The sequence below is a fragment of the Plantibacter sp. M259 genome (assembly GCF_006065115.1).
GTDB lineage: Bacteria > Actinomycetota > Actinomycetes > Actinomycetales > Microbacteriaceae > Plantibacter > Plantibacter auratus.
Genome location: NZ_CP040750.1, coordinates 3631196 through 3656249 on the forward strand (window position 1 = coordinate 3631196; position 25054 = coordinate 3656249).

The 25054-nt window shown below is 64.8% G+C and carries 26 protein-coding genes; 20 read left to right on the forward strand and 6 right to left on the reverse strand.

All coding sequences use genetic code 11. The features are described from left to right. The first annotated feature begins 22 nt into the window (after nt 1–22). Nucleotides 23–730, forward strand: coding sequence for a tRNA (guanosine(37)-N1)-methyltransferase TrmD (trmD, locus tag FGL15_RS16990; protein ID WP_138946820.1), 708 nt, complete (start codon nt 23–25; stop codon nt 728–730). A 29-nt stretch (nt 731–759) separates the two neighbouring features. On the opposite strand, the gene FGL15_RS16995 is transcribed toward trmD, so the two are convergent. Beyond that, nucleotides 760–1143 carry a hypothetical protein gene (locus FGL15_RS16995; RefSeq protein WP_138946821.1) on the reverse strand — a complete coding sequence of 128 codons (384 nt, stop codon included), beginning with the start codon at nt 1141–1143 and terminating at the stop codon, nt 760–762. Further along, nucleotides 1140–2651 (reverse strand): PspC domain-containing protein, encoded by a 1512-nt coding sequence (locus FGL15_RS17000; RefSeq protein WP_168223426.1) that lies wholly within the window; start codon nt 2649–2651, stop codon nt 1140–1142. Before FGL15_RS17000 ends, FGL15_RS16995 begins: the two co-directional genes overlap by 4 nt. A 112-nt stretch (nt 2652–2763) precedes the next feature. Here FGL15_RS17000 and FGL15_RS17005 point away from each other — a divergent pair, with 112 nt between their 5' ends. From FGL15_RS17005 to FGL15_RS17080, 16 genes are all read left to right on the forward strand, one after another. Next, the gene (locus FGL15_RS17005; protein WP_138946823.1) at nt 2764–4017 is read left to right on the forward strand and encodes an ATP-binding protein; all 1254 of its coding nucleotides are present in this window, start codon (nt 2764–2766) and stop codon (nt 4015–4017) included. Continuing rightward, a complete protein-coding gene (locus FGL15_RS17010) occupies nt 4014–4673 on the forward strand; it encodes a response regulator transcription factor (RefSeq protein WP_071260891.1) in 660 nt (219 codons plus the stop codon). The genes FGL15_RS17005 and FGL15_RS17010 overlap by 4 nt, the downstream gene beginning before the upstream one ends. 78 nt (nt 4674–4751) lie before the next feature. After that, nucleotides 4752–5282, forward strand: coding sequence for a hypothetical protein (locus tag FGL15_RS17015; protein WP_138946824.1), 531 nt, complete (start codon nt 4752–4754; stop codon nt 5280–5282). A gap of 186 nt (nt 5283–5468) precedes the next feature. Next, nucleotides 5469–5816: a 50S ribosomal protein L19 gene (gene rplS, locus FGL15_RS17020; protein WP_056006851.1), complete on the forward strand. Its 348-nt coding sequence runs from the start codon at nt 5469–5471 to the stop codon at nt 5814–5816. 76 nt (nt 5817–5892) lie between these two features. Then, nucleotides 5893–6642 carry a signal peptidase I gene (lepB, locus tag FGL15_RS17025; RefSeq protein WP_138946825.1) on the forward strand — a complete coding sequence of 250 codons (750 nt, stop codon included), beginning with the start codon at nt 5893–5895 and terminating at the stop codon, nt 6640–6642. Further along, nucleotides 6642–7286: a ribonuclease HII gene (locus FGL15_RS17030; RefSeq protein WP_138946826.1), complete on the forward strand. Its 645-nt coding sequence runs from the start codon at nt 6642–6644 to the stop codon at nt 7284–7286. The genes lepB and FGL15_RS17030 overlap by 1 nt, the downstream gene beginning before the upstream one ends. A gap of 12 nt (nt 7287–7298) precedes the next feature. Beyond that, complete coding sequence (locus FGL15_RS17035) at nt 7299–7622, forward strand: DUF2469 domain-containing protein (RefSeq protein WP_071260887.1); 324 nt, start codon at nt 7299–7301, stop codon at nt 7620–7622. 122 nt (nt 7623–7744) lie between these two features. Then, a complete protein-coding gene (locus tag FGL15_RS17040; protein ID WP_138946827.1) occupies nt 7745–8101 on the forward strand; it encodes a YraN family protein in 357 nt (118 codons plus the stop codon). After that, the gene (locus FGL15_RS17045) at nt 8101–9630 is read left to right on the forward strand and encodes a YifB family Mg chelatase-like AAA ATPase (protein ID WP_138946828.1); all 1530 of its coding nucleotides are present in this window, start codon (nt 8101–8103) and stop codon (nt 9628–9630) included. The genes FGL15_RS17040 and FGL15_RS17045 overlap by 1 nt, the downstream gene beginning before the upstream one ends. Continuing rightward, nucleotides 9627–10673, forward strand: a complete 1047-nt coding sequence (locus FGL15_RS17050) for a DNA-processing protein DprA (RefSeq protein WP_240773589.1) — start codon at nt 9627–9629, stop codon at nt 10671–10673. The genes FGL15_RS17045 and FGL15_RS17050 overlap by 4 nt, the downstream gene beginning before the upstream one ends. Nucleotides 10674–11077: 404 nt before the next feature. Next, nucleotides 11078–11548 carry a DUF1599 domain-containing protein gene (locus tag FGL15_RS21595; RefSeq protein WP_138946829.1) on the forward strand — a complete coding sequence of 157 codons (471 nt, stop codon included), beginning with the start codon at nt 11078–11080 and terminating at the stop codon, nt 11546–11548. Further along, a complete protein-coding gene (locus FGL15_RS21600) occupies nt 11431–11676 on the forward strand; it encodes a DUF1599 domain-containing protein (RefSeq protein WP_138946830.1) in 246 nt (81 codons plus the stop codon). Before FGL15_RS21595 ends, FGL15_RS21600 begins: the two co-directional genes overlap by 118 nt. Nucleotides 11677–11679: 3 nt before the next feature. After that, nucleotides 11680–12321: an HIT family protein gene (locus tag FGL15_RS17065; protein ID WP_124769112.1), complete on the forward strand. Its 642-nt coding sequence runs from the start codon at nt 11680–11682 to the stop codon at nt 12319–12321. Beyond that, the gene (locus tag FGL15_RS17070) at nt 12318–13619 is read left to right on the forward strand and encodes a prenyltransferase/squalene oxidase repeat-containing protein (RefSeq protein ID WP_124769113.1); all 1302 of its coding nucleotides are present in this window, start codon (nt 12318–12320) and stop codon (nt 13617–13619) included. Before FGL15_RS17065 ends, FGL15_RS17070 begins: the two co-directional genes overlap by 4 nt. After that, a complete protein-coding gene (locus tag FGL15_RS17075) occupies nt 13616–14110 on the forward strand; it encodes a hypothetical protein (protein WP_124769114.1) in 495 nt (164 codons plus the stop codon). Before FGL15_RS17070 ends, FGL15_RS17075 begins: the two co-directional genes overlap by 4 nt. 904 nt (nt 14111–15014) lie before the next feature. Then, complete coding sequence (locus FGL15_RS17080; protein WP_138946831.1) at nt 15015–15992, forward strand: hypothetical protein; 978 nt, start codon at nt 15015–15017, stop codon at nt 15990–15992. A gap of 252 nt (nt 15993–16244) precedes the next feature. On the opposite strand, the gene FGL15_RS17085 is transcribed toward FGL15_RS17080, so the two are convergent. Then, a complete protein-coding gene (locus FGL15_RS17085) occupies nt 16245–16946 on the reverse strand; it encodes a hypothetical protein (protein WP_124769116.1) in 702 nt (233 codons plus the stop codon). Between the two features lie 289 nt (nt 16947–17235). Beyond that, complete coding sequence (locus FGL15_RS17090; RefSeq protein ID WP_164486934.1) at nt 17236–20622, reverse strand: SIR2 family protein; 3387 nt, start codon at nt 20620–20622, stop codon at nt 17236–17238. 460 nt (nt 20623–21082) lie between these two features. Here FGL15_RS17090 and FGL15_RS17095 point away from each other — a divergent pair, with 460 nt between their 5' ends. Both FGL15_RS17095 and FGL15_RS17100 read left to right on the forward strand, forming a co-directional pair. After that, on the forward strand, nt 21083–21796 hold the full coding sequence (locus FGL15_RS17095) for a hypothetical protein (RefSeq protein WP_124769118.1): 714 nt from the start codon (nt 21083–21085) through the stop codon (nt 21794–21796). A gap of 174 nt (nt 21797–21970) precedes the next feature. Continuing rightward, entirely contained in the window at nt 21971–23539 is a 1569-nt protein-coding gene (locus tag FGL15_RS17100; RefSeq protein ID WP_138946833.1) for an LA2681 family HEPN domain-containing protein, read from the forward strand. A 314-nt stretch (nt 23540–23853) separates the two neighbouring features. Here FGL15_RS17100 and FGL15_RS20410 read toward each other — a convergent pair whose 3' ends face one another. Both FGL15_RS20410 and FGL15_RS17105 read right to left on the reverse strand, forming a co-directional pair. After that, entirely contained in the window at nt 23854–24027 is a 174-nt protein-coding gene (locus FGL15_RS20410; RefSeq protein WP_164486935.1) for a hypothetical protein, read from the reverse strand. A 74-nt stretch (nt 24028–24101) separates the two neighbouring features. Continuing rightward, nucleotides 24102–24527 (reverse strand): hypothetical protein, encoded by a 426-nt coding sequence (locus FGL15_RS17105; protein WP_124769120.1) that lies wholly within the window; start codon nt 24525–24527, stop codon nt 24102–24104. A 39-nt stretch (nt 24528–24566) separates the two neighbouring features. On the opposite strand from FGL15_RS17105, the gene FGL15_RS17110 reads away from it, so the two are divergent. Then, on the forward strand, nt 24567–25052 hold the full coding sequence (locus FGL15_RS17110; protein ID WP_124769121.1) for a hypothetical protein: 486 nt from the start codon (nt 24567–24569) through the stop codon (nt 25050–25052). The last annotated feature ends 2 nt before the right edge of the window (nt 25053–25054 follow it).

Below are 25054 nucleotides of genomic sequence, written 5' to 3' on the forward strand. Positions count from 1 at the left end.
TCGCGCGAATAGACTGCTCCTCATGCGCATCGACATCGTCACGATCTTCCCGACCTTCTTCGATGCCCTGGACCTCTCGCTGCTCGGCAAGGCGAAGCAGAGCGGGCTCATCGAATGGGACGTCCACGACCTGCGGGATTCGACGCACGACCGTCACCGCACCGTCGACGACACCCCGTACGGCGGGGGAGCCGGCATGGTCATGAAGCCGGAGCCCTGGGGTGAGGCGCTCGACGGCATCCTGGGTGACGACACCGAGGAGGAGCCGCTCGTCATCTTCCCGTCTCCGGCGGGTGAGGTGTTCACGCAGGCCATGGCCCGCGAGCTCGCGGCCGAGCCGCACCTCGTCTTCGGCTGCGGCCGGTACGAGGGCATCGACCACCGCGTCTTCGACCACACCGCCAGCCGAGCGCGGGTCCGCCTGGTGAGCCTCGGCGACTACGTCCTCAACGGGGGAGAGGTCGCCGTGATGGCGATGATCGAGGCGATCGGTCGGCTCGTCCCGGGGGTCGTCGGCAACCCCGAGAGTCTGGTCGAGGAGTCGCACGAAGACGGGCTCCTCGAGTACCCGAGCTACACGAAGCCCGCCGAGTGGCGAGGACTCCCGGTACCGCCGGTGCTGCTGAGCGGCAACCACGGTGCGATCGCCACCTGGCGTCGTCAGCAGCAGATCGAGCGGACCCGCGAGGTCCGCCCGGATCTGCTGCCCGCTGACGGGCCGGACGCCTGAGAGCGCCGGGGTCCTGTGCGTGACGGTTGTCAGGGCCGACGTCGCACGGCGGCGGCGATGCCGGCGACGACGAGGACGGCCCCGGTCGCGATGATCGCCCCGGTGATCCACCCCAGGGGGTCGATGCGCACCTCGGTGAGGTTGGTGACGAGCATGGCCCCGGCGAAGACGAGCAGGAGCACGCCCCAGAGGATCGTGCCGAAGCGCGGCGCCCGACCACCCCGATCCGTCGGGCCGACATCGGTTCTCGGCTCACCGGCCTTCGGCGCTGTGGCCGACTGCGCAGTGGTCGGCCGCGTGGCGTCCGACTCCACGGCGGCCGTCTGATCGGTCTCCGACGGAGCCGATTCCGTCGCCGCGTCGACTGGGAACGACATGCTCGTCGCTCCGGTCCGGTCGTCCTGTTCGCTCATCGTCCCGCCTCCGCTTCCTCGGTCACGACGGCGCTGCCGGCGACCGTCCACACCCGTACCCGCGTCGTGTCTCCTGACGCCGTACGTCCGTACCGTGCCTCATCCTGGAAGAGGGCTCCGCCGCGGCGGTCCGTCCGGTCCCGACCATCGCGTCCCGTCTCGAGGGTGCCCGCGATCGCTGAGAACTCGACGATCACCGGCACGTCCTCGGGGATGAGCACGTCGACCTCTCCTGCGAGGATCCACACGTCGATCGTGCCACCGCGCAAGGCGTCGTCGTCGGCGAGCTCGCCGAGGTCGAGCGTGGGTTGGCCGGCGATCATCACGTAGCCGCGTCGGTCGTCCGCATCCGTCGACGTCACGGTCCAGGTCGTGCGTCCGACCGGGAGGAAGGAGGAGCCGAGTGGGAACACCCCGGTGGCGAGCAAGGAGATCACGGCGGCCCAGGTGAAGAGCCCGAGCCAGCCGCTGTCACGTCCGCTGATGCCCGCGACGATCGTCGCGACGGCGAGCGCACCGAGCGCTGCGGCGAGCCCGATGACCGCGACGACCGGGACCGAGGACCCGGCGCTCGCCGCGATGACGGCCGCGCCGGCGCCGGCGAGCAGCGCCAGTCCGAGGGCGATCGCCACGAAGGCCGCTCCAGGGTGCTGGGCACGACGTTCACGAGCCTTCGTCTCACGCTCGGCCTGCTGCTCGGCTCGCTGGCGGCTCATCTCGTCCCGGAACTCCTGACTCGTCCAGCCGCGCTGCTGGCTCGGAGCCCCGTCCCACGCGGTGGCGGTGGCGGTGGTGGTTCCAGGGAGCGGGACGGTCGCGCCCGCATCACCTGGCGAACCGTCGACCTTCGCGAGCGACACCGGGTTCGCGGCACCTGGGAAGGCCGGGGCCGGGCCGGCAGGGCCCGAGGGGGAGGTCGTGGGCGATGGTGCCGTCGGCTTCGGGATCGAGGCGTCGCTGGTCCACGGGTCGCGCTGCGGCGGTGTCTCAGGCGGAGCCGCCCGTCCAGGGTCGCGGCGGGAGAACATCACGATCAGCCAGACCGCTGCGGCGACCAGGGCGATCACCCAGCCGGCGGTCATGGTCGATTCCAGCCACCCGGGCAGGTTCCAGGCGTGCGGCACGCCGTCCCACCAGAGCCCGCGCATGAACGGCACGACGGTGAGGACCGCGAGGATGCCGATCGCGACGATCGCCGGGTCGAAGACGCCCCGGATCGCACGCTCGAGGTGGATCCGACCCTGCTGGTCGGGGATGAGCGCCCAGCCCGCGGCGTAGACGAAGAGGACCGGCCCGCCCAGGATCGCGATGACGATGATTGCTCCGCGCACGATCATCGGATCGAGGCCGAGCCGGGCCGCGACACCCCCGGCGACACCGCCGAGCCACGAGTCACTCGAGCGACGGAGACCGGTGGACCGCCACCAGTCGAAGAAGCGGGTCGTCGGATCCTGCGGGGCTGGTGCCCCCGGTTCTGCTCCGGTGGGCGGCGTGCTGTGGTTCGTCATGGTCCGATTCTGGCGAAGCATCCGGGTCGGGCCTATCAGGCATGACCCTGAGTGCACCCTGATCCTGCCGTCCCAGGGTGCCGACCGCACCCCGAACTGCTTGGATGGCTCCATGGGAACCGAGGTGATGATCCGTCCGAGGCGCCGCCTGCTCGGCGGTGTCTGCGCCGGCTTCGCCGAGCACACCGGTCTCCCCGTCGCCGCGGTCCGGACGGCGACGGTCATCCTCGCGTGCTGCGGCGGAGCGGGCCTGCTCCTCTACGTGTGGCTGTGGGTCATGACGCCGACGCAGGGTGCGGACGCACCGCTCGATCCTCGGGAGCACCTGCTCCGGCCGGCCTCGACCGATGACGGCGGCGACCTCGACGGCCCCCGTCGCGCGCCGATCACGGAGGTGCTGCTCGGGATCGCCCTGCTCGCGGCCGGGACCGCACTGATCGCGACCCGGACCGGGCTGGACATCCCGCTCGAGGCCGTCATCCCCGTCATCGTCGTCCTCGCGGGAGCCGCACTCGCGTGGCGGCAGTTCGGCGAGCGTGGTCGCGGTGAGGGCTCACGTGCCCTCCTGATCCGCGTGCTCGGTGCGCTCGTCCTCGTCGTCCTCGGCATCCTCCTGTTCTTCGTCACCGGTGACCGCCCGAACATGTGGACGGTCATCGTCGCAGCGATCGCCGTGCTGCTCGGGGTCGCCGTGGTCATCGCCCCCTGGGCGCTCCAGCTCAATCGCGACCTCGCCGACGAGCGTGCCGCGCGGATGCGAGAGGCCGACCGCGCTGAGATCGCCGCGCACCTGCACGACTCCGTGCTCCAGACACTCGCGCTCATCCAGCAGCAGGCCGGTCCGGGGAGTGAGGCGTCCCGTCTCGCGCGGGCGCAGGAGCGCGAGCTGCGGAACTGGCTCTTCTCCGGCGGGACCGCTCCGACGGGCGACCTCGCGACCGAGCTGCGGACCATCGCGGCCGCGGTGGAGGCCGACCACGCGGTGCGCGTCGACGTCGTCGCGGTCGGGCGCGCGATCGACGACGCTCCGGAGCCGCTCCTCGCCGCCGTACGGGAGGCCGTGCTCAACGCGGCACGTCACGCCGGCGGCGACGTCTCCGTCTATCTGGAGACGGCACCGCAGCGGATCGAGGTGTCGATCTCCGACCGCGGCCCCGGCTTCGACCTGGAACAGGTCCCGCGGGACCGCCTCGGGGTGCGGGAGTCGATCATCGGCCGCATGCAGCGCATCGGTGGCGAGGCGACCATCCGTTCGAGGCCAGGCGGACGAGGTACCGAGGTCCGTCTCGTCCTGCCCGTCCACGACGCCGCGGCGACAGCGCCGCAGCCCGACACCGTCCCGACCGTTCCGAGGAGCCGACCATGAGCGACCGACCACTGACCGTCGTGATCGTCGACGACCATTCGATCTTCCGTTCCGGGCTGCGCAGCGAACTCGATCCCGGCATCGAGGTGCTGGGGGAGGCCGGCGACGTGGAGGAGGCGATCCGGGTGATCGGGGAGACGCGCCCGCAGGTCGTGCTGCTCGACGTCCACCTGCCTGGTGGGGCCGGCGGCGGTGGCGCGGACGTGATCGCCGGCTCGGTGACGACCGCGCCCGCCACCCGGTTCCTCGCGCTCAGCGTCTCGGACGCCGCCGAGGACGTCGTCCGGGTGATCAGGGCCGGTGCACGCGGCTACATCACGAAGAGCTCCTCGGGTGCCGAGGTCGCGGAGGCCGCACGGCGGGTGGACGACGGCGACGCGGTCTTCTCGCCTCGCCTCGCGGGCTTCGTCCTGGACGCCTTCGGCGCCGTGACGGGAGAGACCGCGGAGTCCGTCGACGAGCTCGACCGGCTGTCCGCCCGTGAGCAGGAGGTCATGCGCCTCATCGCCCGCGGCTACGCCTACAAGGAGGTCGCGACGGAGCTGTTCATCTCCGTGAAGACCGTGGAGACCCACGTGTCGAGCGTGTTGCGCAAGCTGCAGCTGTCCTCGCGCCACGAACTCGCCGCCTGGGCCCTGCAGCGCAAGCTCCTCTGACCACTCGGGCCGGGACCGACATCGGCCGACAGCGAACGACCAGTGCGCGCTCAGGAGCCCGGCGGTAGCCTGAGAGGCATGATCATCCGTCGGGCGTTCTACTACTGGCGATTCGCCGCGATCTTCGTGCTGCCCGCCTGGCCGTTCGTCGGATGGGGCCTCTTCGGCGAGAGCGGCTGGAGCCTGTTCGGGCTCTTCATCGCCATGCCGATCCTCGCCATCGCGCTCGCCGCGATCGCGTTCCTCATCTCCGCCCGGGCCAGCGTCCGCACGACGAAGCTCGTGTCGTGGACGGACGTCGGCCTGCTCACGCTCTGGCACATCACGATCATCTGCTTCGGCTCCTTCAGCTCGGGCGTCGCCCTCTGGGCGGTCCTCGGCGTCGTCGCGGGCCTCGCCGCCTTCTGGGGCGTCATCGCGCAACTCATCTCCGAGACGGCACGCCGCGCCCGGGAGACGATGGCCGAATTCGAGCGCATGGCCGCTGCAGCCGGGCCAGGCACGGTCCCCGGATCGGCGATCCCGCCGCAGCCGCGGTTCGATCCCGGTCCGATCGACGGCGGCGAGTTCATCGTGATCGAGGAGTCGAAGCCCGACGAGCACCGCTGAGCGATCGCATCCGCCGCTGACGCCAGCACTGTCCGGGGCCCGGTTTCCCATCCGGGGCCCTTTCATGACACAATTGCTGTTTGTGCCTCCGCAGTTCTGCCACAGGGGAACGCCGGCATCGGGCACACTCTTCCTTCCGAACGTATTCAGCGGTCGACCTGTGGCGGTCGCAGAGATGGAATCATCATGCACATTCTCGACTCAGTCGATGCAGCATCCCTCAAGTCGGACATCCCCGACTTCCGCGCCGGCGACAACGTCAAGGTGCACGTGAACATCATCGAGGGCAACAAGTCCCGTATCCAGGTCTTCCAGGGTGTCGTCATCGGCCGCTCCAACGAGGGTGTCCGCGAGACCTTCACGGTCCGCAAGGTGAGCTACCAGGTCGGCGTCGAGCGTACCTTCCCGGTGCACTCCCCGAACATCGACCACATCGAGGTCGTCACCCGCGGTGACGTCCGTCGCGCGAAGCTGTACTACCTCCGCGAACTCCGTGGCAAGAAGGCGAAGATCAAGGAGAAGCGCGACAACTAGTCGTCCTCCCGGTCGCCCTCCGCGATCATTCCTGAGCTCCCCACCGGATAAGCTGGTGGGGAGCTCAGGCGGTTAAATGACAGACAATTCCCTGGCGGCAGACGCGTCGCCCGACCACCAGCAGCGCCCCCGCGGCAAACGCGGAGCGCTGCTCTTCCTTCGCGACCTCCTCATCATCTTCGTGGTCGCGCTGCTGGTCTCCTTCCTCATCAAGACCTTCCTCGTGCGATCGTTCTACATCCCGTCCGGGTCGATGGAGAACACGCTGCAGATCCAGGACCGCATCCTGGTGAACGAGCTCGTCCCCGACGTGGTCTCGCTGAACCGAGGCGACGTGGTCGTCTTCCAGGATCCGGGCGGATGGCTCCCGCAGACGGTCGAGGCTCCGCAGCCTCCCGTCACCGCAGCCGTCGAATGGGTGCTGTCGATCTTCGGCCTCGTCGCTCCCGACAGCGACGACCACCTCATCAAACGCGTCATCGGCCTGCCGGGCGACCACGTGTCGTGCTGCAACCCCCTCGGGCAGATGACGGTCAACGGGGTGCCGCTGAACGAACCGTACGTGAAGCTCCCGGTCGGCACCGAGAAGGTGTCCGGAGATCCGTTCGACATCGTCGTCCCCGAGGGCTCGCTGTGGGTCATGGGCGACAACCGGTACAACTCGAAGGACTCCCGGTACAACGGCGACACACCCGGTGGTGGCTTCGTCCCGATCGACAACGTCGTCGGGCGCGCGTTCGTCATCACCTGGCCGTCCAGCAACTGGGCCTGGCTCGACAACTACCCGACCGTCTTCCAGGGCATCCCCGCCCCAGAAGAGGAGTGATGGCCGTCAGCGAACCGACCCTCGAAGTCGAGCACGAATTGTTCGCCGCGGGTGTCCCGTCGGTCATCGGCATGGACGAGGTGGGTCGCGGAGCGATCGCCGGCCCGGTGGCCGTCGGTGCCGCGGTCGTCGCCCCGGCGTGCGGGCCGTTCCCGGAGGGACTCCGCGACTCGAAGCTGTTGAGCGAGCGAGCGAGGACCCGCCTGGAACCGCTGGCCCGCGAGTGGGTGATGTACGGTGCTGTCGGGCTCGCCAGCCCTGCTGAGGTCGACGAGCTCGGTATCACCGCGTGCCTCGGACTCGCCGGCCGTCGGGCGCTGCTCGAACTGCACGCCGTCGGCGCGGACGTCACGGGATCGACCGTCCTGCTCGACGGCAACAGCGACTGGCTGAGCCGGGCGCTCCAGCGACCGCTCACCATCACCACGAGGGTCAAAGCGGATCGGGACTGCGCGTCGGTCGCCGCGGCGTCCGTCCTCGCCAAGGTGCACCGCGATCGACTCATGATCGAGTTGCACGAGGCACTGCCGGAGTACGGGTGGGAGGGCAACAAGGGATACGGTTCGGCGCAGCATCTGTCGGCCCTCTCCCAGCACGGCCTGACCCTCCACCACCGGAGCAGCTGGCTGCCCGCCTACACGTAGACTGGAGAGACCATGGACGAAGACGAGTTCGAAGACTACGACCGCGAGGTCGAACTGGCCCTCTACCGCGAGTATCGCGATGTCGTGGGTCAGTTCAAGTACGTGATCGAGACCGAGCGCCGGTTCTACCTCGCCAACGAGGTCGACCTCGTGCGACGCGACACGGCGAACGACTTCTACTTCGAGCTCTCCATGACCGACGTCTGGGTGTGGGACGTCTACCGGTCCGACCGGTTCGTCAAGAGCGTCCGGGTGCTCACGTTCAAGGACGTCAATGTCGAGCAGTTGTCCTCGCGTGACTTCGAGCTCCCGAAGGAACTCACGCTCGACGAGTAGGGCGAGGCCCCGGCGACCGACAGCGCTCCACAGGCCCGCCTCGCCACGCGCTCGTCGACGACAGACCCATCTCCGGGTAACGAGCCTCGTCTGCACGCTTGGCTGGATGCCAGGAGGTGCACATGGCACGGAAGGACGAGCTCGGCCGACGCGGCGAGCAGGTGGCGGCGGATCATCTCGAGGCGTGCGGATACCGCATCCTCGACCGCAATTGGCGATGCCCGCAGGGCGAACTCGACCTCGTCGCGGACGACGACGGCACGCTGGTCTTCATCGAGGTGAAGACCCGTTCCGGCGTCGGCTTCGGTGATCCCGCTGAGGCGGTCACGCCGAGCAAGCTGGCCCGGATCGGTCGCCTCGCCGGAGCCTGGTGCGCTGAGCACCGACCGCGATCGAGGCGGATGCGCGTCGACGTCGTCGGCATCGTGCTGCCGTCCGAAGGGGACATGCGACTCCAGCACCTGCGGGGAGTCTCCTGATGGCCGTCGCACGCACTTGGTCGGTCGCACTCGCCGGCCTCACCGGCGCGATCGTGGAGGTCGAGGCGTCGGCCGCCGCGACCGTACCGGGCATGGCGATCGTCGGCCTTCCCGACAAATCGCTCGGTGAGGCCGCGCACCGCATCAAGAGTGCGACGGCGAACTCCGGCTGCGAGCTGCCCGGTGGCAAGCTCACGATCAACCTGTCTCCCGCGTCGCTGCCCAAGCAGGGGAGCGCCTTCGACCTCTCCATGGCGATCGCTTGTCTCGCCGTGGGCGGCCTTGTCCGCCGGGAGTCCGCCGAGCGGGTCGTGCACCTCGGTGAGCTCGGGCTCGACGGTCGGCTCCGTCCGCTCGTCGGCGTGCTGCCGGCCGTCCTCGCCGTCGCCCGCGCCGGATACGACGCGGTGATGGTGCCGACGGCAAACGTCGAGGAGGCGCAGCTCGTGCCCGGCGTCACGGTGATCGGGGCGACCTCGCTGCGCGATGCGGCAATCTGGCACGGTGCAGAACTGTCCGCGATCGACCTCGAACCCGTCCGACAGCGGGTCGATCGGCTGCCCATGCCCGACCCACTCGATCTCGCGGACGTGGTCGGACAGCCGGAGGCGGTCGACGCGATGGTCGCTGCGGCGGCCGGCGGGCACCACGTCATGATGGTCGGACCTCCCGGTGCCGGCAAGACCATGCTGGCCGCACGGCTCCCCGAGATCCTTCCCGACCTCGAGCCCGAGGCCGCGGTCGAGGTCAGCTGCCTCCGCTCGCTCATCGGTCTGCCGCCGGACGGCGCGCTCGCCCGACGACCACCGTGGGAGAGCCCGCACCACTCGTCATCGGCGGCGGCGATCATCGGTGGCGGTTCGCGCCAGATCCGGCCTGGGGCGGCCGCGCGCGCGGCGCACGGCGTGCTCTTCCTCGATGAAGCACCGGAGTTCCGCGCCGACGTCCTCGACTCGCTGCGTCAGCCACTCGAAGCCGGCGTGGTCACCGTGCATCGTGCGCACGGCAGCGCGACGTTCCCAGCCACCTTCCAACTCGTCCTCGCCGCGAACCCCTGCCCCTGCGGTCAATACGGCACGGCGGACGGCGTCTGTACCTGTCCACCGCAGGCCCGTCGACGCTATCTCGGGCGGATCTCGGGGCCGCTCCTCGACCGGATCGACATCCGCGTGCGGGTGCACCGGATCACCTCGGCACTGACGAGTCTCTCGCAGGAGGGCGGGGTCTCCACCGCTGAGGCCCGTTCCCGCGTCGAAGCGGTGCGGGCCGCGAGTGCCGAGCGGTTGGCCGGCACCGGCTGGACCACGAACGCACAGGCGAGCGGCACCTGGCTCAGGAGCCCGCGGATGCGGTTGCCCAGATCCGTCACCAGCGCGTTGGACCGCTCCCTCGAGCGGGGAGGCATAACCATGCGTGGCTACGACCGGATCCTCCGATTGAGCTGGACGCTCGCCGACCTCGACGGCGCCGGTAGCCCCACAGCCGAGCACTTGGGGCGCGCCCTCTTCCTGCGGAAGGGCATCTCATGACTGCGTGGTTCGGCTTGGACCGCGACTTGGTGGAGCGCCTCGTCCATGGACTCGGCGGCCCGGAGTCGGCCGAGTCCGTGGACGGTCCTCGCGCAGATAGAGGTGCCGAGCGCGTCTCGAAGGCCGACGAGAACGTCGGCACCGCCGGGATACGGGCGGCCTTCGCTCGGGCAGCCTGGACGATGATCGCCGAACCGGGCGATGGCGTGGCCGGGCTCGTGGTCGGTGCGCTCGGCCCTGCGGGCGCACTGTCAGCGGTTCTGGACCGGGTGGGGCCGACCGAACTGCAGCGCCGCATCCTCGGCAGCGAGTGGTCGAGGGGCTCGACGTCGGCCGATGCCGAGTCCGAGGATCCCGCCGCGATGCCCGCCTCCCGCGTGCTCGGAAGTGCGCTGGAACGCTGGCGCCCCCGTCTCGTCTCGGCTGACCTCGTCGCCGCGTGCGAGACGGCGATCGAGGTCGGCGTCCGACTACTCCTGCCAGGCGCTCCGGGCTGGCATGCGGGGTTCGACCACCTTGGTGTGCACGCGCCGCACGCCCTCTGGCTGCGCGGTTCTCCCGACGCGCCTGCGGGAGAACGCGCCATCGCGTTGGTCGGGGCCCGGGCCGCGTCCGGTTACGGCGAGCACGTCACCCTCGAGGCTGCGGCCGGGCTCGTCGATCGGGGCTTCGCGATCGTGTCGGGTGCCGCGTACGGCATCGACGGCGCGGCGCACCGAGCCGCCCTCGGGAGCGGGGGCGTGACCGTGGCCTACCTCGCAGGCGGGGTCGATCGGCCGTACCCGGCCGGTCACGATGCGCTCATCCGTCGGATCCGCGAGGCCGGTGGAGCCGTCATCAGCGAATCACCCTGCGGGTCCACACCGTCCAAATGGCGATTCCTCCAGCGGAACCGACTCATCGCCGCAGCCTCGGCTGCGACGGTGGTCATGGAGGCAGGAGACCGCTCCGGGTCGATCAACACGGCGGGTCAACCGAAGGGGCTATCGTTTGGGTGTCTGTCCCGTAGGCAAAAGCTGGACAGCTGCGACCGCCGCGTCTGACGACTGGCTGGCGTCTGCCCAATCGCCCGGTCTATCTCACCGGGGCCAGGCTCTCTGGATGATCTCAGTGCGAAAGAAGGTTGTCGTGCCATTCGGGCTTGCGTGCCGCGTCCAGGTGTCCGTCCACTAGGAGGCTGGGGCGTTCGCCGACAGGCGTGTCGGGACCGTCCCGTTCGGGAACACGACAGTGCGCGTGAGGGTGCCACCGGCGATCAGGTCGAGCTGCAGATCGAACCACTCCCAGTGAGCAGATGAGTAGGATCGGTGGGTGTGGTCCAAGACCGCGTCTCGCGTGCGCCGAGATGGCTGAACGTTCCGGCGCAGCGCATCGATCGCACCGACCGGGCGTGTCCCCGGCAGATTGCTTGGGGCCGACCGCTGCCCTGTAACCTACGAGGGTGCACATGAGCGTAGAAGAAGGTCAACCAACTGGAAGGCACGAAACGGAGCTCGCGAATGCGGTTCTGGCCTGTCGTGAGGAGTTCGCGGCCAAGTTCGCGACTTACGGGTACTCCTGGGCAATTCTTCGAGTGCCGTCGCTAGTTGATCGAGTGTGGACCAAAGCTGCGCGTATCCGGCGCCTCGAGGAGCTCGAGTCCCGTGCCGTAGAGCCGCGCATCCCGGAGGATGTGGAAGCAGAGTACCGCGGGGTAGTCAACTACTCGGTGATGCTATTGGATAGGCTCGACCACGAAGGTTTGACCGCCCCCGCCTTGGATCCCCTCCCGCAGACCGGTGGGCAACGCCTCAGCGAGCAATGGCAACCTACGGGTCCATCACATCGGCGACTCGCGAACTGCTTGAACGTAAAGACCACGACTACGACGGCGCATGGAAGTCAATGCGTGTCACGACGATCACAGACGAAGTCTTAGTGCGAGTATCGCGAGTGAACTCGATTCTTGACGGTAGTGAACCTGATTCAGCAGTTCTCCGTGACCAGTTTCAGGACATCTTGAACTACGCGTTGTTCGCGATCGCGTTGCTATCGGTGAAGGAGTAACCCATGGCCCGTGGTCCAGTAGAGGACGGCTGTCGATTCTGTGAGCTGCCGGACCAGGATCGGGTATTGCAGTTGGATGATTCGTTCGCGATCATGTTTTCGCTCGGGCCACTCATCCCTGGGCATTTTATGCTTGTCGCGCGTGACCACTATCCAAGTTCAGCGGAACTACCGCCATCTCAGATCCCGAAAACTAGCCGAGTCATTCGTCGGATATTGGACGAATTATCGGACCGATTCGGCGAGTTTACTGCATTCGAGCATGGTCGAGCTGGTGCCTGCGTGCCGCCAGGGCACGGCGAGGACCACTGTTATCACGCACACGTTCACTTTCTTCCCAAAAATGTTGACCTAGCGGCGAGCGTTCGGGACGACTACGAGCTGATCAGTTTCGATAGCTGGGCATCGTTTCAAGCACAACATTCTGAGCACCCCGTACCTTACATAGCGGTCTGGGAAGGCGCCGCCGTGCATGCAGTTTTTGATCCTTCAAACCTACCGCACCACTATCTTCGAACAAAGGTTGCGACAACTCTAGGAGAGCCCTTGCTCGGAGACTGGGTCGCCTTTCCCCGATCGTGGGATATCGATACCGCGAAGGCAAGCCACGTTTTTGAATTCCTGCGGAAGGTAGACCTGACATGAAGAATTGGCTGCTACACGCCTTGGTCGGACAGAAGATCACCCGGGAGTCCTTCGATTCGTCTATGCAGGCGCTGGTTTCGCTCCGAGCGAGCACGTTCCACCTTGACCGAGTATCTGGACAGGGCGGATGGTACCGCAGACTGGGCGATCCGGGTCGATTGGGGCACGTCGCGACCGCTCAGATGACGATCTTCGCGTTGGCTGCTCCTGACAGCGAGATTCAGTTCCAGGCATGCCTAAAGTTTCTCCTGGGTAGTCAGGCGTCCGACGGAGGCTGGCCCTTTGTGACCAATTCGGCCGGCCAGTCAGTAGTGGACGCCACTGGTTGGGTATTGCTGGCTGTGTCCGAGATGTACGACCGGCCGTCCCTTAATGCGCACCGGGCGAGTATGCGTGCGGCGATGGAACGAGGACGTAAGTTCATCGAGGCTTCGGAGCTGCCTGCCGGTGGCTGGGGCATTACGCCGGGTGCCGATTGGCGAGCGCTGAGCACAGCCATTGCCCTTCGGGCCCTGATCTCGCTGGGTGACGATCTGTCAAACCCGACCATCGATTCGGCTGCGCGAAGCCTGGTGAGCAAAATGGATCCAAACACGGGCGCTTGGTGTGATTCGCGCGGCAACCTTTCTATCGCGGCATCTGCAACGTCGGCGATCGCTTTGCAGCAAGTAAATACAAACGGCGCATTCGAGGCACCCATCAAGCGCGCTGAAAGATGGCTTGCTGACGTGCGAGAGCGTGATGTCTGGGGCGAGAAATCGAAGTACGTGTCCCACGAAGAGGTAGACTTTCTCGATGCCGCAGGTAATCGGTCAAGGGTCGAATACCACTTCTCCAGACGCCCTCACGCGATTGCTGCGTTGTGCAGAGAAGGTGTTGGGCCAGAGGTTTGCGATGGTCTGACGCACCTCCTATCAGCGCCTGCGGACAAGCCGCAGCAGTGGGGTGGTTGTAGCCAGCATGCCTGGACGAGTTGGTTAGTTTTTGACTGTTGGAATGCTCTCAGCTCCGCGCAGGCTAAACTCGGGCCAGATTGGCGAGAAGTCTGGTGGTCGCCCGGTAGGGTAGTTGTCTCATTGCGAACCGAGCGCTTCCCGAAAACGCTCGGGCGACGCTACTGGCCACATCTTATCGTTCTGGCCCTCGCCGCTTTTGTGGTCTGGGGCGCTGCGTCCAGTGGACTCGTTGACGGCATTGGCCCCCAGACGGTGACATTCGTTGTTACGACGATTCTCCTCGCTGTGCTAGCTAACCTGATCTCGACGGCAATACTTGACTGGCAGAGGAAGAAAACATGACGAAACCGATCTACGGACATGCATGGGGACTCATCGAGGCCGGGTTCTCCGGGGAACTTGCGGCCCAGTCGCCGGAAGACCTGCATCAGGTGATCGTTCAATCGCCTGACCGACTGGCAAAAGCGTTCGATTCGCTGCCGACCTGCGACCAGAGTGCCCTGCTCTCGGAAGTGTCAAATCTGTCGACCAGCTTCATCGAATCAAGCCGGTCCACCTCACCGGCGGCTTCCGTTCTCCACGAGGAGTTGGCCGAGCCGGCACCTCTAGGGGAAAGCAGGCCTAGAGCTTCGATGTCGAAGGACGATGCTGTGCGGGCAACAATGCATCTCGTCATCGGGTCGATTCTGCTTAGACGTGCCCTCACCATCATGCAGGATCCTGCTACCGGCGACGCTATTAGCTCCGCCGTTCAACTGAAGGGTGTGGATGAGAGAGTCGCGGCTCGCTTCTACCACTTCGCGGCATCAAAAGGGCTTGTCCCATCCGAATAGCGCCAACGTGTGATGCATAGTTCGTCTATCGGATCGACGTTCGCTCCTCGAGTGCCTGCTCGATGCATCCCCCTGAGCCGCTCAGTGGCGTGTGGCAGTTCATCGCCTGCATAGTCGCTGTGTCGTGCCAGGCATACGGCGTGCCGAAGGTTGAGCCGTTGGGTCCGACCTCCACTGGAGCGATGCACTCGCGTGACGAGGTCGATCTGGAAGCTGCCCATGCCGATTCTCGCCAGATAGCTCTGATAACTGAATTTATCGCGAGTAGCCTGTCGTCTGATTGATAGGACAAGGTCCCCGCTCCCTTGCTCGGCTCACCACGAACTCGGAGCGCGACGACTAGGCGCCGAGCGCAGTCTTCAGTCCGCTTGGAGACATCCGGACCGGGCATCTCGCGCGGGCAGGTAGTTCGGCAAGGAAGCGCCCCGGAGTCCGTAGGCGCGACTCTAGTCCAACCGGACAATCCGAGGTCTCCCGGTGATTGCTGAGCATCTAGACGATGTGGCGGTGGCGGCCACCGTCCGTGCGGGACCGGGAATCATCCCTAGGTACCTTGGGTCTCTGGCACGCGGAAGAGCTATGCTCACCAGATGATGGATCATCTCTCGCTAGTGAGGCAGTTTACTGGCGCCGAAGAAGCGTGGGAGGCGCGGCGTCATCTGGCCTACCGTAACGTTTGCGCTCTTCGTAAGATCCCGTCCGACCAGGGCGCCAGCGCCGGGCAACATCGATACTCTGTGTCGGTTGCGGGCGTCAACGCTGGATACACTGAGCGCACAGACACTAACGCTGTTCCGCCGGTCGAAGATGCGCTACGCGCAGTGTATTGGGGTGCGTTCGAATGACCGTTTCTGAAGAGGTGCCAGCGTCGGACGAGTCGAGGGCACGCCAGTACTCACCTGTCGTGTCGATCTACCAGAACCCGGAGCATGTTGCCGGCCTAGTTCAGCAGATCTTCAATGCGCCCCTTGTCACAAACGTGGTCATCGACACGGACCGCACGGACGAAGATAAGAAGAACCTTGATCTGGCAGCGTCCGCTGAGGCCGCAGGCGGCTTCAAGGTCCCGCTCGCCGGGGGTGTAGACGCGAAATTGGGGGCGAACGCGTCTCGGTCGAGCGGTACAGCGATTACAACGAGTTCACGCTCCTCGCAGTCCTTCGTGTATTCCCAGGCCTACTACCTTGACCTTGTTAGGCAGTCGCTCCGCGACCGGGCACTCCTGGTAGACCTTTCGGACGCAGACAGCGTTGACACCATGGCTATCGGAGACTTCGTTGAGTTCCAAGCCACTTTCACGGCGCCGGCGTTCCCGTCCATCATGGACGTTCTGACGCCAGATCTAGTTGGCGCGATCGTCGAATTCACGACTCGACGCTCCGGTCGCGACGGTATCGACTTCACGAACGTTGCAGGTCTCGCAGCAGCGGCGCAGGAGCTTGAGATGAAGGCATCTGCTCGAAGAGATCTTGCAGCTAGCGTGACGAGGGCGTTGCAGGCAGACTTCCGGCAAGAGCACACCCGAGAGTACTACGGTGCGATCACTGGCGTTCCTGGCATCACGGCAGTCACGATTTGTGACGCAGACAGGTTCCTCGTCGAGGACGAAGACCGTGTTCTGGATGGTTCCTACAGGGTGCTCGGTAAGGTGACGTCATTGCCTCGAGAAGACATGCCTGTCTTTGAGAGGAACAAGATGCTCAGTCAGATAGCGCCAGAGGCGGTAGACACAATGCTCGGTCAGGTGAAGGGCCAACTCGAGTCCCAGACGCGAGGTCTGCCGATCGGGCAGGAGCAGATCGACGAGCTTATGCAGGTCAGTCTTGACTCCAGGGTTCCCGGAAGAGCCTTCCAGGTCATCCCCATCGCCATCTTCGTCTGAGGGGCCCTCACCGCAGGTACAAGACTTGCGGGACGGCCGGTACCCACCGGCCCTCCCGAGCAACTCAGCGAAGCCCGCAAGGATGATTTCCGTCCGGCGTGGACCATGAGGGAGAGTCGCCGGTCTGCAGGCGTTGGTGCTGCGGCGCCTTCACCCTCGCTAGTCTTGCGGTTCGACGGGGCGCCTACTCGATTCAGCTGTGCCGGGCAGCGGAGTAGATGCCGTTGGGTGTAGCCGTGCTTGTTGAAGTTGCTACTCGGTGTTGTCTTCTCTAGCATCATCGCCCATGACCGTCGCGTCGCCCGTTCGGGAGGCGTGGATCGCCGAGTCGAGTCGGGTTATGCTGCCACCTCCGCCGCCGAGCACACGCTTGCCCACTGCGGCCACGGCATCCATGGCGTTCGGGGAATCGGGATCGAGAAGTCGCGCGTGACCCGTGACGACGTCGCCACCGCGCGCCGCTCGGTTATTGGCGGGTCGGTTGCTCAGGCGCGCGACAACACGCGCGTCGAAGTAGATCCCATGCGCGCTGTTGCGTTCCTTCACTCCGAGGATGTCAAGCCATCCAACGACAACGCCTCCGCAGGCGACCATTAGCGCGCCGGCCTGAAGCGGGTAGTCAGTGCCTGACTTCCACCACCGTGCAGCGGCGTCGAGGAACTCCTTATCGCTCAGGTGAGCTGCGTAGCCTGTGTACGCCCGCATCGGCAGAGTGCTCCGGTCGGCCGTTTCAGCGCTGGGTAGGCGGAGGACCGGTACGGTCACACCGGCGTCGTTGGTGACCTCGATGAGGACTTCGACCAGGCTGATCGCCCCGACGCTCGCCAGCGTGAGATCGGGGATAACGCCGGCGGCGAGTCCCTTCTTAAGCGGTGTCGGGCTCATTCCGAGAAACCGTGCGGCGGCACGGATCGGGAGAGCCTCACCGGTGTAGGTGGTGTCCAGTTCGAGCATGATTGTTGTCCGTTTCGAGTGCGGGTTCCGGCCCCCAACCCGAGTCCTTGCGTGGCGGGTGCCGCGTTCGTCCGGGTCGTTTCTCGCCGACGTCTAGTCGCGTCCGAGGTGAGAGAACCGGGGTTAGCTTGGCAGACCCAGATGCAATATGCAACTGTTACTTGGCTAGTGACTGCGCTGGCAACCTTCCTCCAGAGGCGATGTTCTCATCCACGAGCCAGCGGCAGGAGCGGCCGCTACAGCACTTCGTCCGACTCTGACGAAGGCGTCTTCCGTCCGCAGTCCGCACCTACAGCGAATCAGCGATGAATCCGCCATCCCTTGCGGCGTCGATGAGCGGTCGAGCAGCCTCTTCACCAGCTGCCGCCCGAATTGCGTCCACGAGTCTCGCGATCCTATAGCTTGTCGTGTGGCCTCGCGCGCTCGTGTTGCTGACCCGTTCGGCGAGGAACGCCAGGAGCGCAGTGCCGTGTGTATCGAGCGCATTCTGCGGCAGGTCGGGATGGAAGGACCGCTCGCTTAGTCCGATGTTGTGACCACTGAACAGTGTCGCCGCCGCGGACGTGAACCTACCAACAGCGGGGACAGCGTCGGCCCAACGGGCAAGTTCTTCCGGGGTCGCGACCCGCGGTTGACCGGTGAGGCGGCGTTCTGCATGCTTGCCAAGCCAGCTACGCCACACCTCGGCTCCATCGACGCCATCTGACCGGATGAACCGCACTACGGTTTCCGCAAATGCGACGGCGTGTGCCCCGTCCGATGCGAGGACGATTTGATCAAGTAGTCGCCGTCTGTTTGCGGATGAGATGCCCGCGTAGGACACAATCGATGCAACTAGTCCAAGAAAGTTCTGTTGCAGCCTTGCGTCGTGTATCGCTTCGAGCCGCTCCATCTCGGCGAGGATGCAGTCCAGCAAGCCGGCCTGTAGAAGGTGGTCATTCCACCTGACGTGAAAGAGAAACGGGTACCAGCCAAACGCATGTCTCTCGTCATCGCGAAAGATTGGCAGCAGATGCGTGATCGCGAAGTCTTCATCAGCGGAGAAAAAGAAGAAGAGCTCTCCTGCGACAGCCGGTTGGGTGGCATCGAGAGAATGCCGGTTGCCGCTGAGTAGCGCAACAAGGGCCTCAGATTCCTCGTCGCTGAGCCCTGCCCAGTCATCGCGATGGTGCCGCCAGCGTCGGTCAACTTCTGCACCCCAGAACTGCGCAAGAAATCCAGGCCATGAGTTCATGTAGAGCGGCGCGAATGATAGCGGCGTCAAATCATCACTATGCGTGTAGGTCGCTCCCTGAGCCTCCCACAGGGCGCGCGCCAATATTCTCAGGGCCACAATTGAGGATGACTCCTCGAAGTCGATCCCTTGTCGGATCTGCTTCAGCAGGAACTGGCCGATCGCGTGTGCAGAGTCACGATCATCGACCATTGAACGGACTCGATCGGCGGGACCGGTACCTAGAGCGGCGAGCTCGGCCTCGGCCCAGCCGTTCACGATTGATCGGTGGAGATCGCCTTGTTGTGCGGCGAGGTCGCCACGACTGGCCACTACGTCCCATAGGTCCATTCCAAGATCGGGGCGGCGCTGAGTGGCGAGCGCGACGAGCTCGAGCGCATCAGACCAGTCGGGCTGTTCGAAGATTCGCTCAGAGTAGTCTTGAGAGAGCAACGCGTCGAGGGCGCCGGAGAGGTCCTCGTCGAGCCCGCGTATGAAGTCGTCGATGGGCATTGGTGGCGTACCGCCCCTAGTGCCGCTGGACATCCAGGTGTCGAAGTCAGGGTGTTCACCTGCACTGAGGTCAGGATTCTGCGCCTGGACAGAGTCCAATGCGGTTTGCGCCTCACTCCAATCTGGAGCGACCTGCGTTAACCATGCGAGTAGGTTCAACCTGGCAGACGTGTGATGCCGGCCATGGTCCGGGAGATCCTCCGGGTAGCCGGGGCCGGCCTCGACAACGGTCAAGACACGCGCCTTGCAGCTTGGTGTTGCATTGGGAACTGCAGCTTTGAGCACTTGATAAATCTCGTGCTTCAGGTTGTCCGCGTACAGGCCAGTTCGAGCGAGAACCCATTCAAGCTTCTCGTCATCGCTACGCACGGGATCTGAAGCGACAAGATGCAGCGCGAGGCGCCGCATCAGTGCGCGGCCGACTTCCCACCACTCATCGGGTAGTGCGGGCCGAACTAGCAGCGCCTTCAGCCCGTAGTCGCGAAGGCCGTCCACAATCGCGTCGAGTGGTTCACGCATCCCATCTTGCGCGTGCGGTTCGATCGCCGAACGACTGAATGTCAAGGGATCCCAACGACGCTCACCTCGGTAAGCCTCTAGGAGGTCGTATGCGCTCGTAAGTGCTTCTTGAAGAGCGCCTCCGAGCGACCGATCGCCCGCCGGAGCTGCCTCAACGCTGAGGCGAATCTGCTGCGAAAGTCCATGTTCGTCCGAGTTCCACGCGATACTGGCATCAGGCGGAACGGCGCGATTGTCGGACTCGCCGAGGTACCATCGTCGCTCCAAGCGGAGCTGGGGCCGCAGCGCCGTTCGCAGCACGGCCGTGCTGGGTGCCGCACCCTCGGACAAAAGGGGCGTCAGGAGGTCCGAAGTCAAAGGGGAGGAATGGCCCTGAATAGATGAGGATAGTACCACTCGCCAACGCCCTCCGGCAGTCGCATCTTCTCGCTCGAGCTCATCCATAACCCACGTTGCGCTTTGATATAGCGAGCCCGCCATTGACTGTCCGAGGCGTTGCAACGTTTGCAGGGCTGCTCCGTTGAGGTCGGGCGACTGGATGAACGTTCGCGCGAACCAGTGCCCAAGGACGGAGGGCGCCTCTGTAACATCCTGGAGATTGAAGAGCGCCTTGAACTCGGGAAGATCTTCCAGCCAGAGCAACCAGTCGAGCTTGGCGTCGTCTGGCAGCGTGCTAATGGCATTAGCGAAGTCTAAGGCGCCTTCCTCGGTGCTTAGGCGTACCTGTAGGTAGTCGCGGTCGGGCAGCGGGAGCTTAGTACCGCCAGTGACGATAGCCTGCATCAGGGCCCTGTGCTCGGTTTGCTTCATCCGTGCGCGCTCGCCCCAAGCATCGAGTGCCGCTACCAGCGCGCCATGGTTGCGCCCGACAGCCGGATAAGCGATGGGTTGAATTCCGAGGTACTTCCACTTCGCGTCCGACGGGTCATTCGTAAAAGCGAAGCGCTGAGTGGCTTCGTGCTCGCCTTCTGATGGCAGTCCTAGAGCGAGGTAGCGCATGATCACGTCATCGTGGCTGTATCCGACGAATACCACGGTGAATCGTGCGAACATAGACAGCAAGAATCGAGCTGCCCAGGCGTCGGTAATGTACGCGTGGCCGAAGTCGCGGTCCGTGAGGATCATCTCCTCCTTCGGGCGCAGCACCGAGCCGTGCAGATGGACAAGACCGGCGAAGTCTCGCCCAAGTGGCAATGCCGGCGAATGCCAGGTGTCAGGGATTGCCACGAGCGCTTCAGCAGCGGCCGATGCCAGGTGGTCGTCGTAGTTGGTAGTCACGACCCGGAAGGTGCTGCCCAGGCCGGCGAGAGAGATGATGGCGCGATGCAGTGAGTTGAACTTCGACTTAGGGTTGGCGATCAGCTCACGTGCGTGATGATGCACGTCGAAGTGCTGGGGCAGGGACTCCAGCTGCCCTACGAAGAAGTCCAACCCGCCGCGCTTGGAGAAGGGGTGAGCCGCACGGCGAGCGAGTTTTCTAGCGAGGCCTTCAAAAAGGGGGAGATTAGAAGGGCTCGCTAGTGATGCCCCTGCGCCGACAAAGAACACGAGTTTCCCCCGCTCATGAGCGTCAAGAATTTCGTCGGGCAGCTCTACATCACCGGTTATCCACATTGATCCTGGTCCCCTCCCGGGCCCGTGCCGGGGCCGCGGACTGCATCGCCCCGCTTGGTCGGAGATCGCTGTCGACCCAACTGTTTCCGGCGAGTAAAGTGTACTCGCCGGGAATCGGCAAGAGTCACCTGTGACTCCAGTGGCTTCGTGTCCGCGTGCCACAACAGCAATTCGGCATGGCTCCGTTCGTGTCGTGCGCGGTGCGCAAACACGATGTGTAAAGCGCACCTGCCGGCCTCTCTCGACGTCGCGGATCGGAATCTGCTTGAGTATCATCATGCCGTTCTCTGAAGTTCCCGAATCATCGCCCGTCAAGGGAGTAGTAACCGGAGCTGCTCTTGGTCTACTTGGCAATGTCCCTGTTGTCGGAGGCCTCGCCAGCGGAGCCCTCGCTGCAGCTGTCGCTGCAAAACAGCGCACTCGCGATGAGGAGTATTGGGCTTGGACTGCCGCCAGAGTTACCCTCCTGGAAGCACGACATGGCCAGTTCTTCGATCCGGCGGACGATGAATTCCTCGCCGCTGTTCATCGAACACTCCGAGCCGCGAGGGAGACGGCCGACCGGCAGAAGCGCCAGATGCTTGCTGAGGCTGTCGCCAACGCCGGAAGCTGGTCGACCACCGACCTCAACAGGAGAGAACGGTATTTGGACCTCATTTCGACCCTCACGCCGGGCCACATTCGAATTCTCCGATACCTGAGTTCGCCACAGGGGTGGTTTGCGAAGCATCGGCCGGAAGCGATCAGCGAGATCAGCAACTCGTACATGCAGTCCGTCGGGCAGGTGCTGAGCAGGTACTTTTTTGAGGGCGACGAGGAGTTGGCTCGGCGTGGTTTTGATGCCGTCAGCGACCTAGTGGCGGAAAGGCTCGTCCAGGTTGACCTCTCGACGATCGGGACAGGGCCTGGGGCGCTCGAGTCGCGGACAACGGCGGATGGAGAAAGCCTCCTCAGCTTTCTAGGCGACATTGGAGAGGACCCCACCGCGTAGGCGATGGCTGCGAGCCTCTGTTAAGAGGAGGCCGTCTTCCATCCTCGGAGGCGGCCCTATTGGGGACTGCGAAGAGCAAGGATCTTGGTCGCGACGCCGTTTCCGGTGCCGGCCAGCGTGTTGGTGAGTCAGCGTGCACCGCTAGTCTGAGAGCCCTCGAGCGATTGGGAGAAGATGGACGAGCGCCTTCCCAGTGCATGGGTCCAGCGGCGCGACATCGTCGCACGACTCGCGAGCGGCGGCCACACGGCTGCCATCGCAAAACTACTGGAGCTCTCGAGCGACGCCGATCAGGCCTTGATCGACGGCGAACTCGGAGACCTGCAGTGGTCTTCCCTGAAGTTCAGCTGTTCATCGCTACTCACGAATCTCGGTACTGATCGTCGCGACAGAGCCGTCATCACAGCCGGAATCGAATGTGCGCAGCAGATTCTCGACGACGAATCTGTCCCTGAGTTCCGAGGAAACGTTGAGTACAACATCGCCAACGGGCTCGCCGCTTTGAACATGGTCGATCGGGAAGAGTGGCATACCGCTGAGCCAGATGTCCCGCGCTCGGTCCTGGAGCTTCGCGACCGAGACCGGCTAAGGCGCGTGCGCTCGCTCTTCGCCAGGGTCGGGTACTCCGCCGAGCATGGCGACCTACCCGCTAGGGCTCTTTGCAATCTTGGAAACGCTCTAGATCATTCGGGTCGATGGCTTGAGGCCTACCAGGCCTACGTTGACGCCCTAGCGGCCGATCCGACGAACGGGAACGCGGCCGAACTTCTGCGCATCAGAGCCGCCCGTGGGCGCGGTCTTAGCGGTCACTACGCCGCCGTATACGACAAGTATCGCAAGCAAGCTCAGCAGCACCGTGCCCGGACTGTTGAGGTTGCGGGCGAAGAAGTAGCATGCCGATGGGACGCTCTCCCTCCATCCGGAAGTCAGGGACACCTTTCTCATGACGGCAACGCGCTCGATGAGTATCAGCAGTGGATAAAGCGCCACCGTCTGGCCCTCACTGTTGCCGTCGAGGGACTCGGCTCCGACGATCTGCGGTGGGACAGCGCGATGATCGAAGCCGTAAGTGTCGGCCAGGACACACCTGATCCGCCCTTGATCTTCACCTCCATGAACGTGCTCAAAGCTGAGTATCTCGTGGCCCGACGCCTTGCTTACGATGGTGAAACCCGGCTGACGGATTCGATGTTCGAGCAGGATCCTGCCGACCCGGGCACCTACGCGGATACCCTGGACCTTTCGATCTATGGTGAGCCGACGGCACAGCTCGTTCTCGCCCAGCGCGCAACTTTGGACCTCCTAGACAAGATTGCCGTCGCTGCGAACGACCACTTTCAGTCCGGTGTTGAGCCTACCAAAGTGAACTTCTTCAACTATTGGCGCTTACGCGACGATGATCGACCTCGCGCGGAACTCCCAGTGCCCGACCAGATGGTGAGCGCCGCCGCAGCCCTCGCTGAATTGGCTTACGACATCGACGATGACGGAATGTACCCCGAGGCCAAGGTGCTGCGTAACGCCGGCACCCATCGCCTCGTGCACGTGACACACCTTGCACCGACGGGCGTCACGAAAAAAGCTCACAGTAGTGTCGACGCGGAGGCGCTCATCCGAGCGACCCACCAGTCGCTTCGTGTTGCTAGGTCCGCCTATATCTATCTCATCGACCTTATCCAGGATCAGCAGGAGAGCATCGATGATGAGCTCCGCGTCTCGCTTCCGCTTCCACTTCAGTACTGAGCATCATTGGGAGCGTTCAGCGGACTTCCGTGCGGGACAGCGACTGAATCGTGCCTGTCTGGCGAGCAGCGTCGACGCAGCCTAAGCGACTCGACGGTGCGTTCGGCGGTGCGACGTTCATTGAGCAACGTCCATGCAGGGGCAGCCCGTCCGTGCATCCGTTTGGGCGCGCGACGCGATCACCTGGGCAGGAATCGACGTCCGATGGGCAAAGCGTCCCGCGGCGGATGTCGTTCTTCGCCTGCAGGTCGGGATCGTCGGTCACTTGACTTCTTCTCGTGTCTGGATCGGCTCACGATACGACACCTTGACCTCTAGCCGCCGCCGACTCCACCCCGGTCAGCTAAGCGCGTCTCGCGCCCGGCGATGATGTCGTCGAGGACGTCGAGTGAACCCTCAAGGAGACCGTCGGGATCCTCGATCCCACCCGTGATCTGTCGTGCAACGAACTCGGCGTATCTGTCCCTGATGGACTGCGGCGTCATCATGGGTCGAGTCTCACGGATCAGGGCTGCCCGGGCTCTGAGTTATCCACAAGGGCTCGGCGTGCCCGGTACTGGGTTCAGCCTTCGAGGCAGGCCTTCGCCTCGTCGACGCCGTCCTCGGCCACCGAGAACTCCTCGCCGTTCATCTGGTGCGGCCACACGGTGAACTCGGCCGCGAAGCTGTCGATGGCGACCAAGGGACCGGAACCGGGAGTGAGCGAGCTGCCGATGCCCCAGACGCCGACCTCGGGCTCGTCTTCGAAGCCCGGTGTCGTGAAGCTCATCGCGACGATGTAGACGTCGCCGCGCTCGATGGACTTCACGGCGCCGGCGGCGATCGGGGTGATCGCGGGACCATCGTTGGCGCCGTCCGCGATCGCGCTCAGCAGCTCAGGTGGAACGGCCTCGCACGGGCGGCCGTCGCCGACGTTACCGCCGGAGCAGCCAGAGAGCAGGAGGACCGCTGCAGCGAGCACAGCGACGGGCGTGACGAACTTGGGCATGAGCCCCATTATGCCGAGCGGCGTCGATACGCTGAGGTCGTGAAACTCCGCTCCCTCTCGGCCGCTGCCGTCCTCCTCTTGTCCGCCCCGCTCCTCGCCGGGTGCATCACGATCAACGTGCCTGCAGCCGAGACCACTTCATCTTCCTCGGGCGAGACGGCCTCTCCTGACGGAGCTAGTGGTGACGCTGGGATCGACGATTCGGCAGCGCAGGCAGCCTTGGGCATCGCTGCTGGAGCGCTGTTCTCCTACGTCGAGACATACGCTCCGGCTGATTGCGACTTCGTCGGGATCACGGGGCTGCAGCTGGAACAGGCGACACCGTTGCCGAGCTACCGGGGTACCTACGAGATGATCACGACCAACATGGGACTCGTCTCCCAATTGTGTGCCAACGACCCGGCGGACAGTACCGCGCTCGATCTCGCATTCACTACCCGCGCTCTGGCGAGCGAGCTGCTGCTCGATCTGAAGAACCCGCTCGGCGGCGGCAAGGATCCGATCCCGGGAAGCCAGGCCGGCTGACC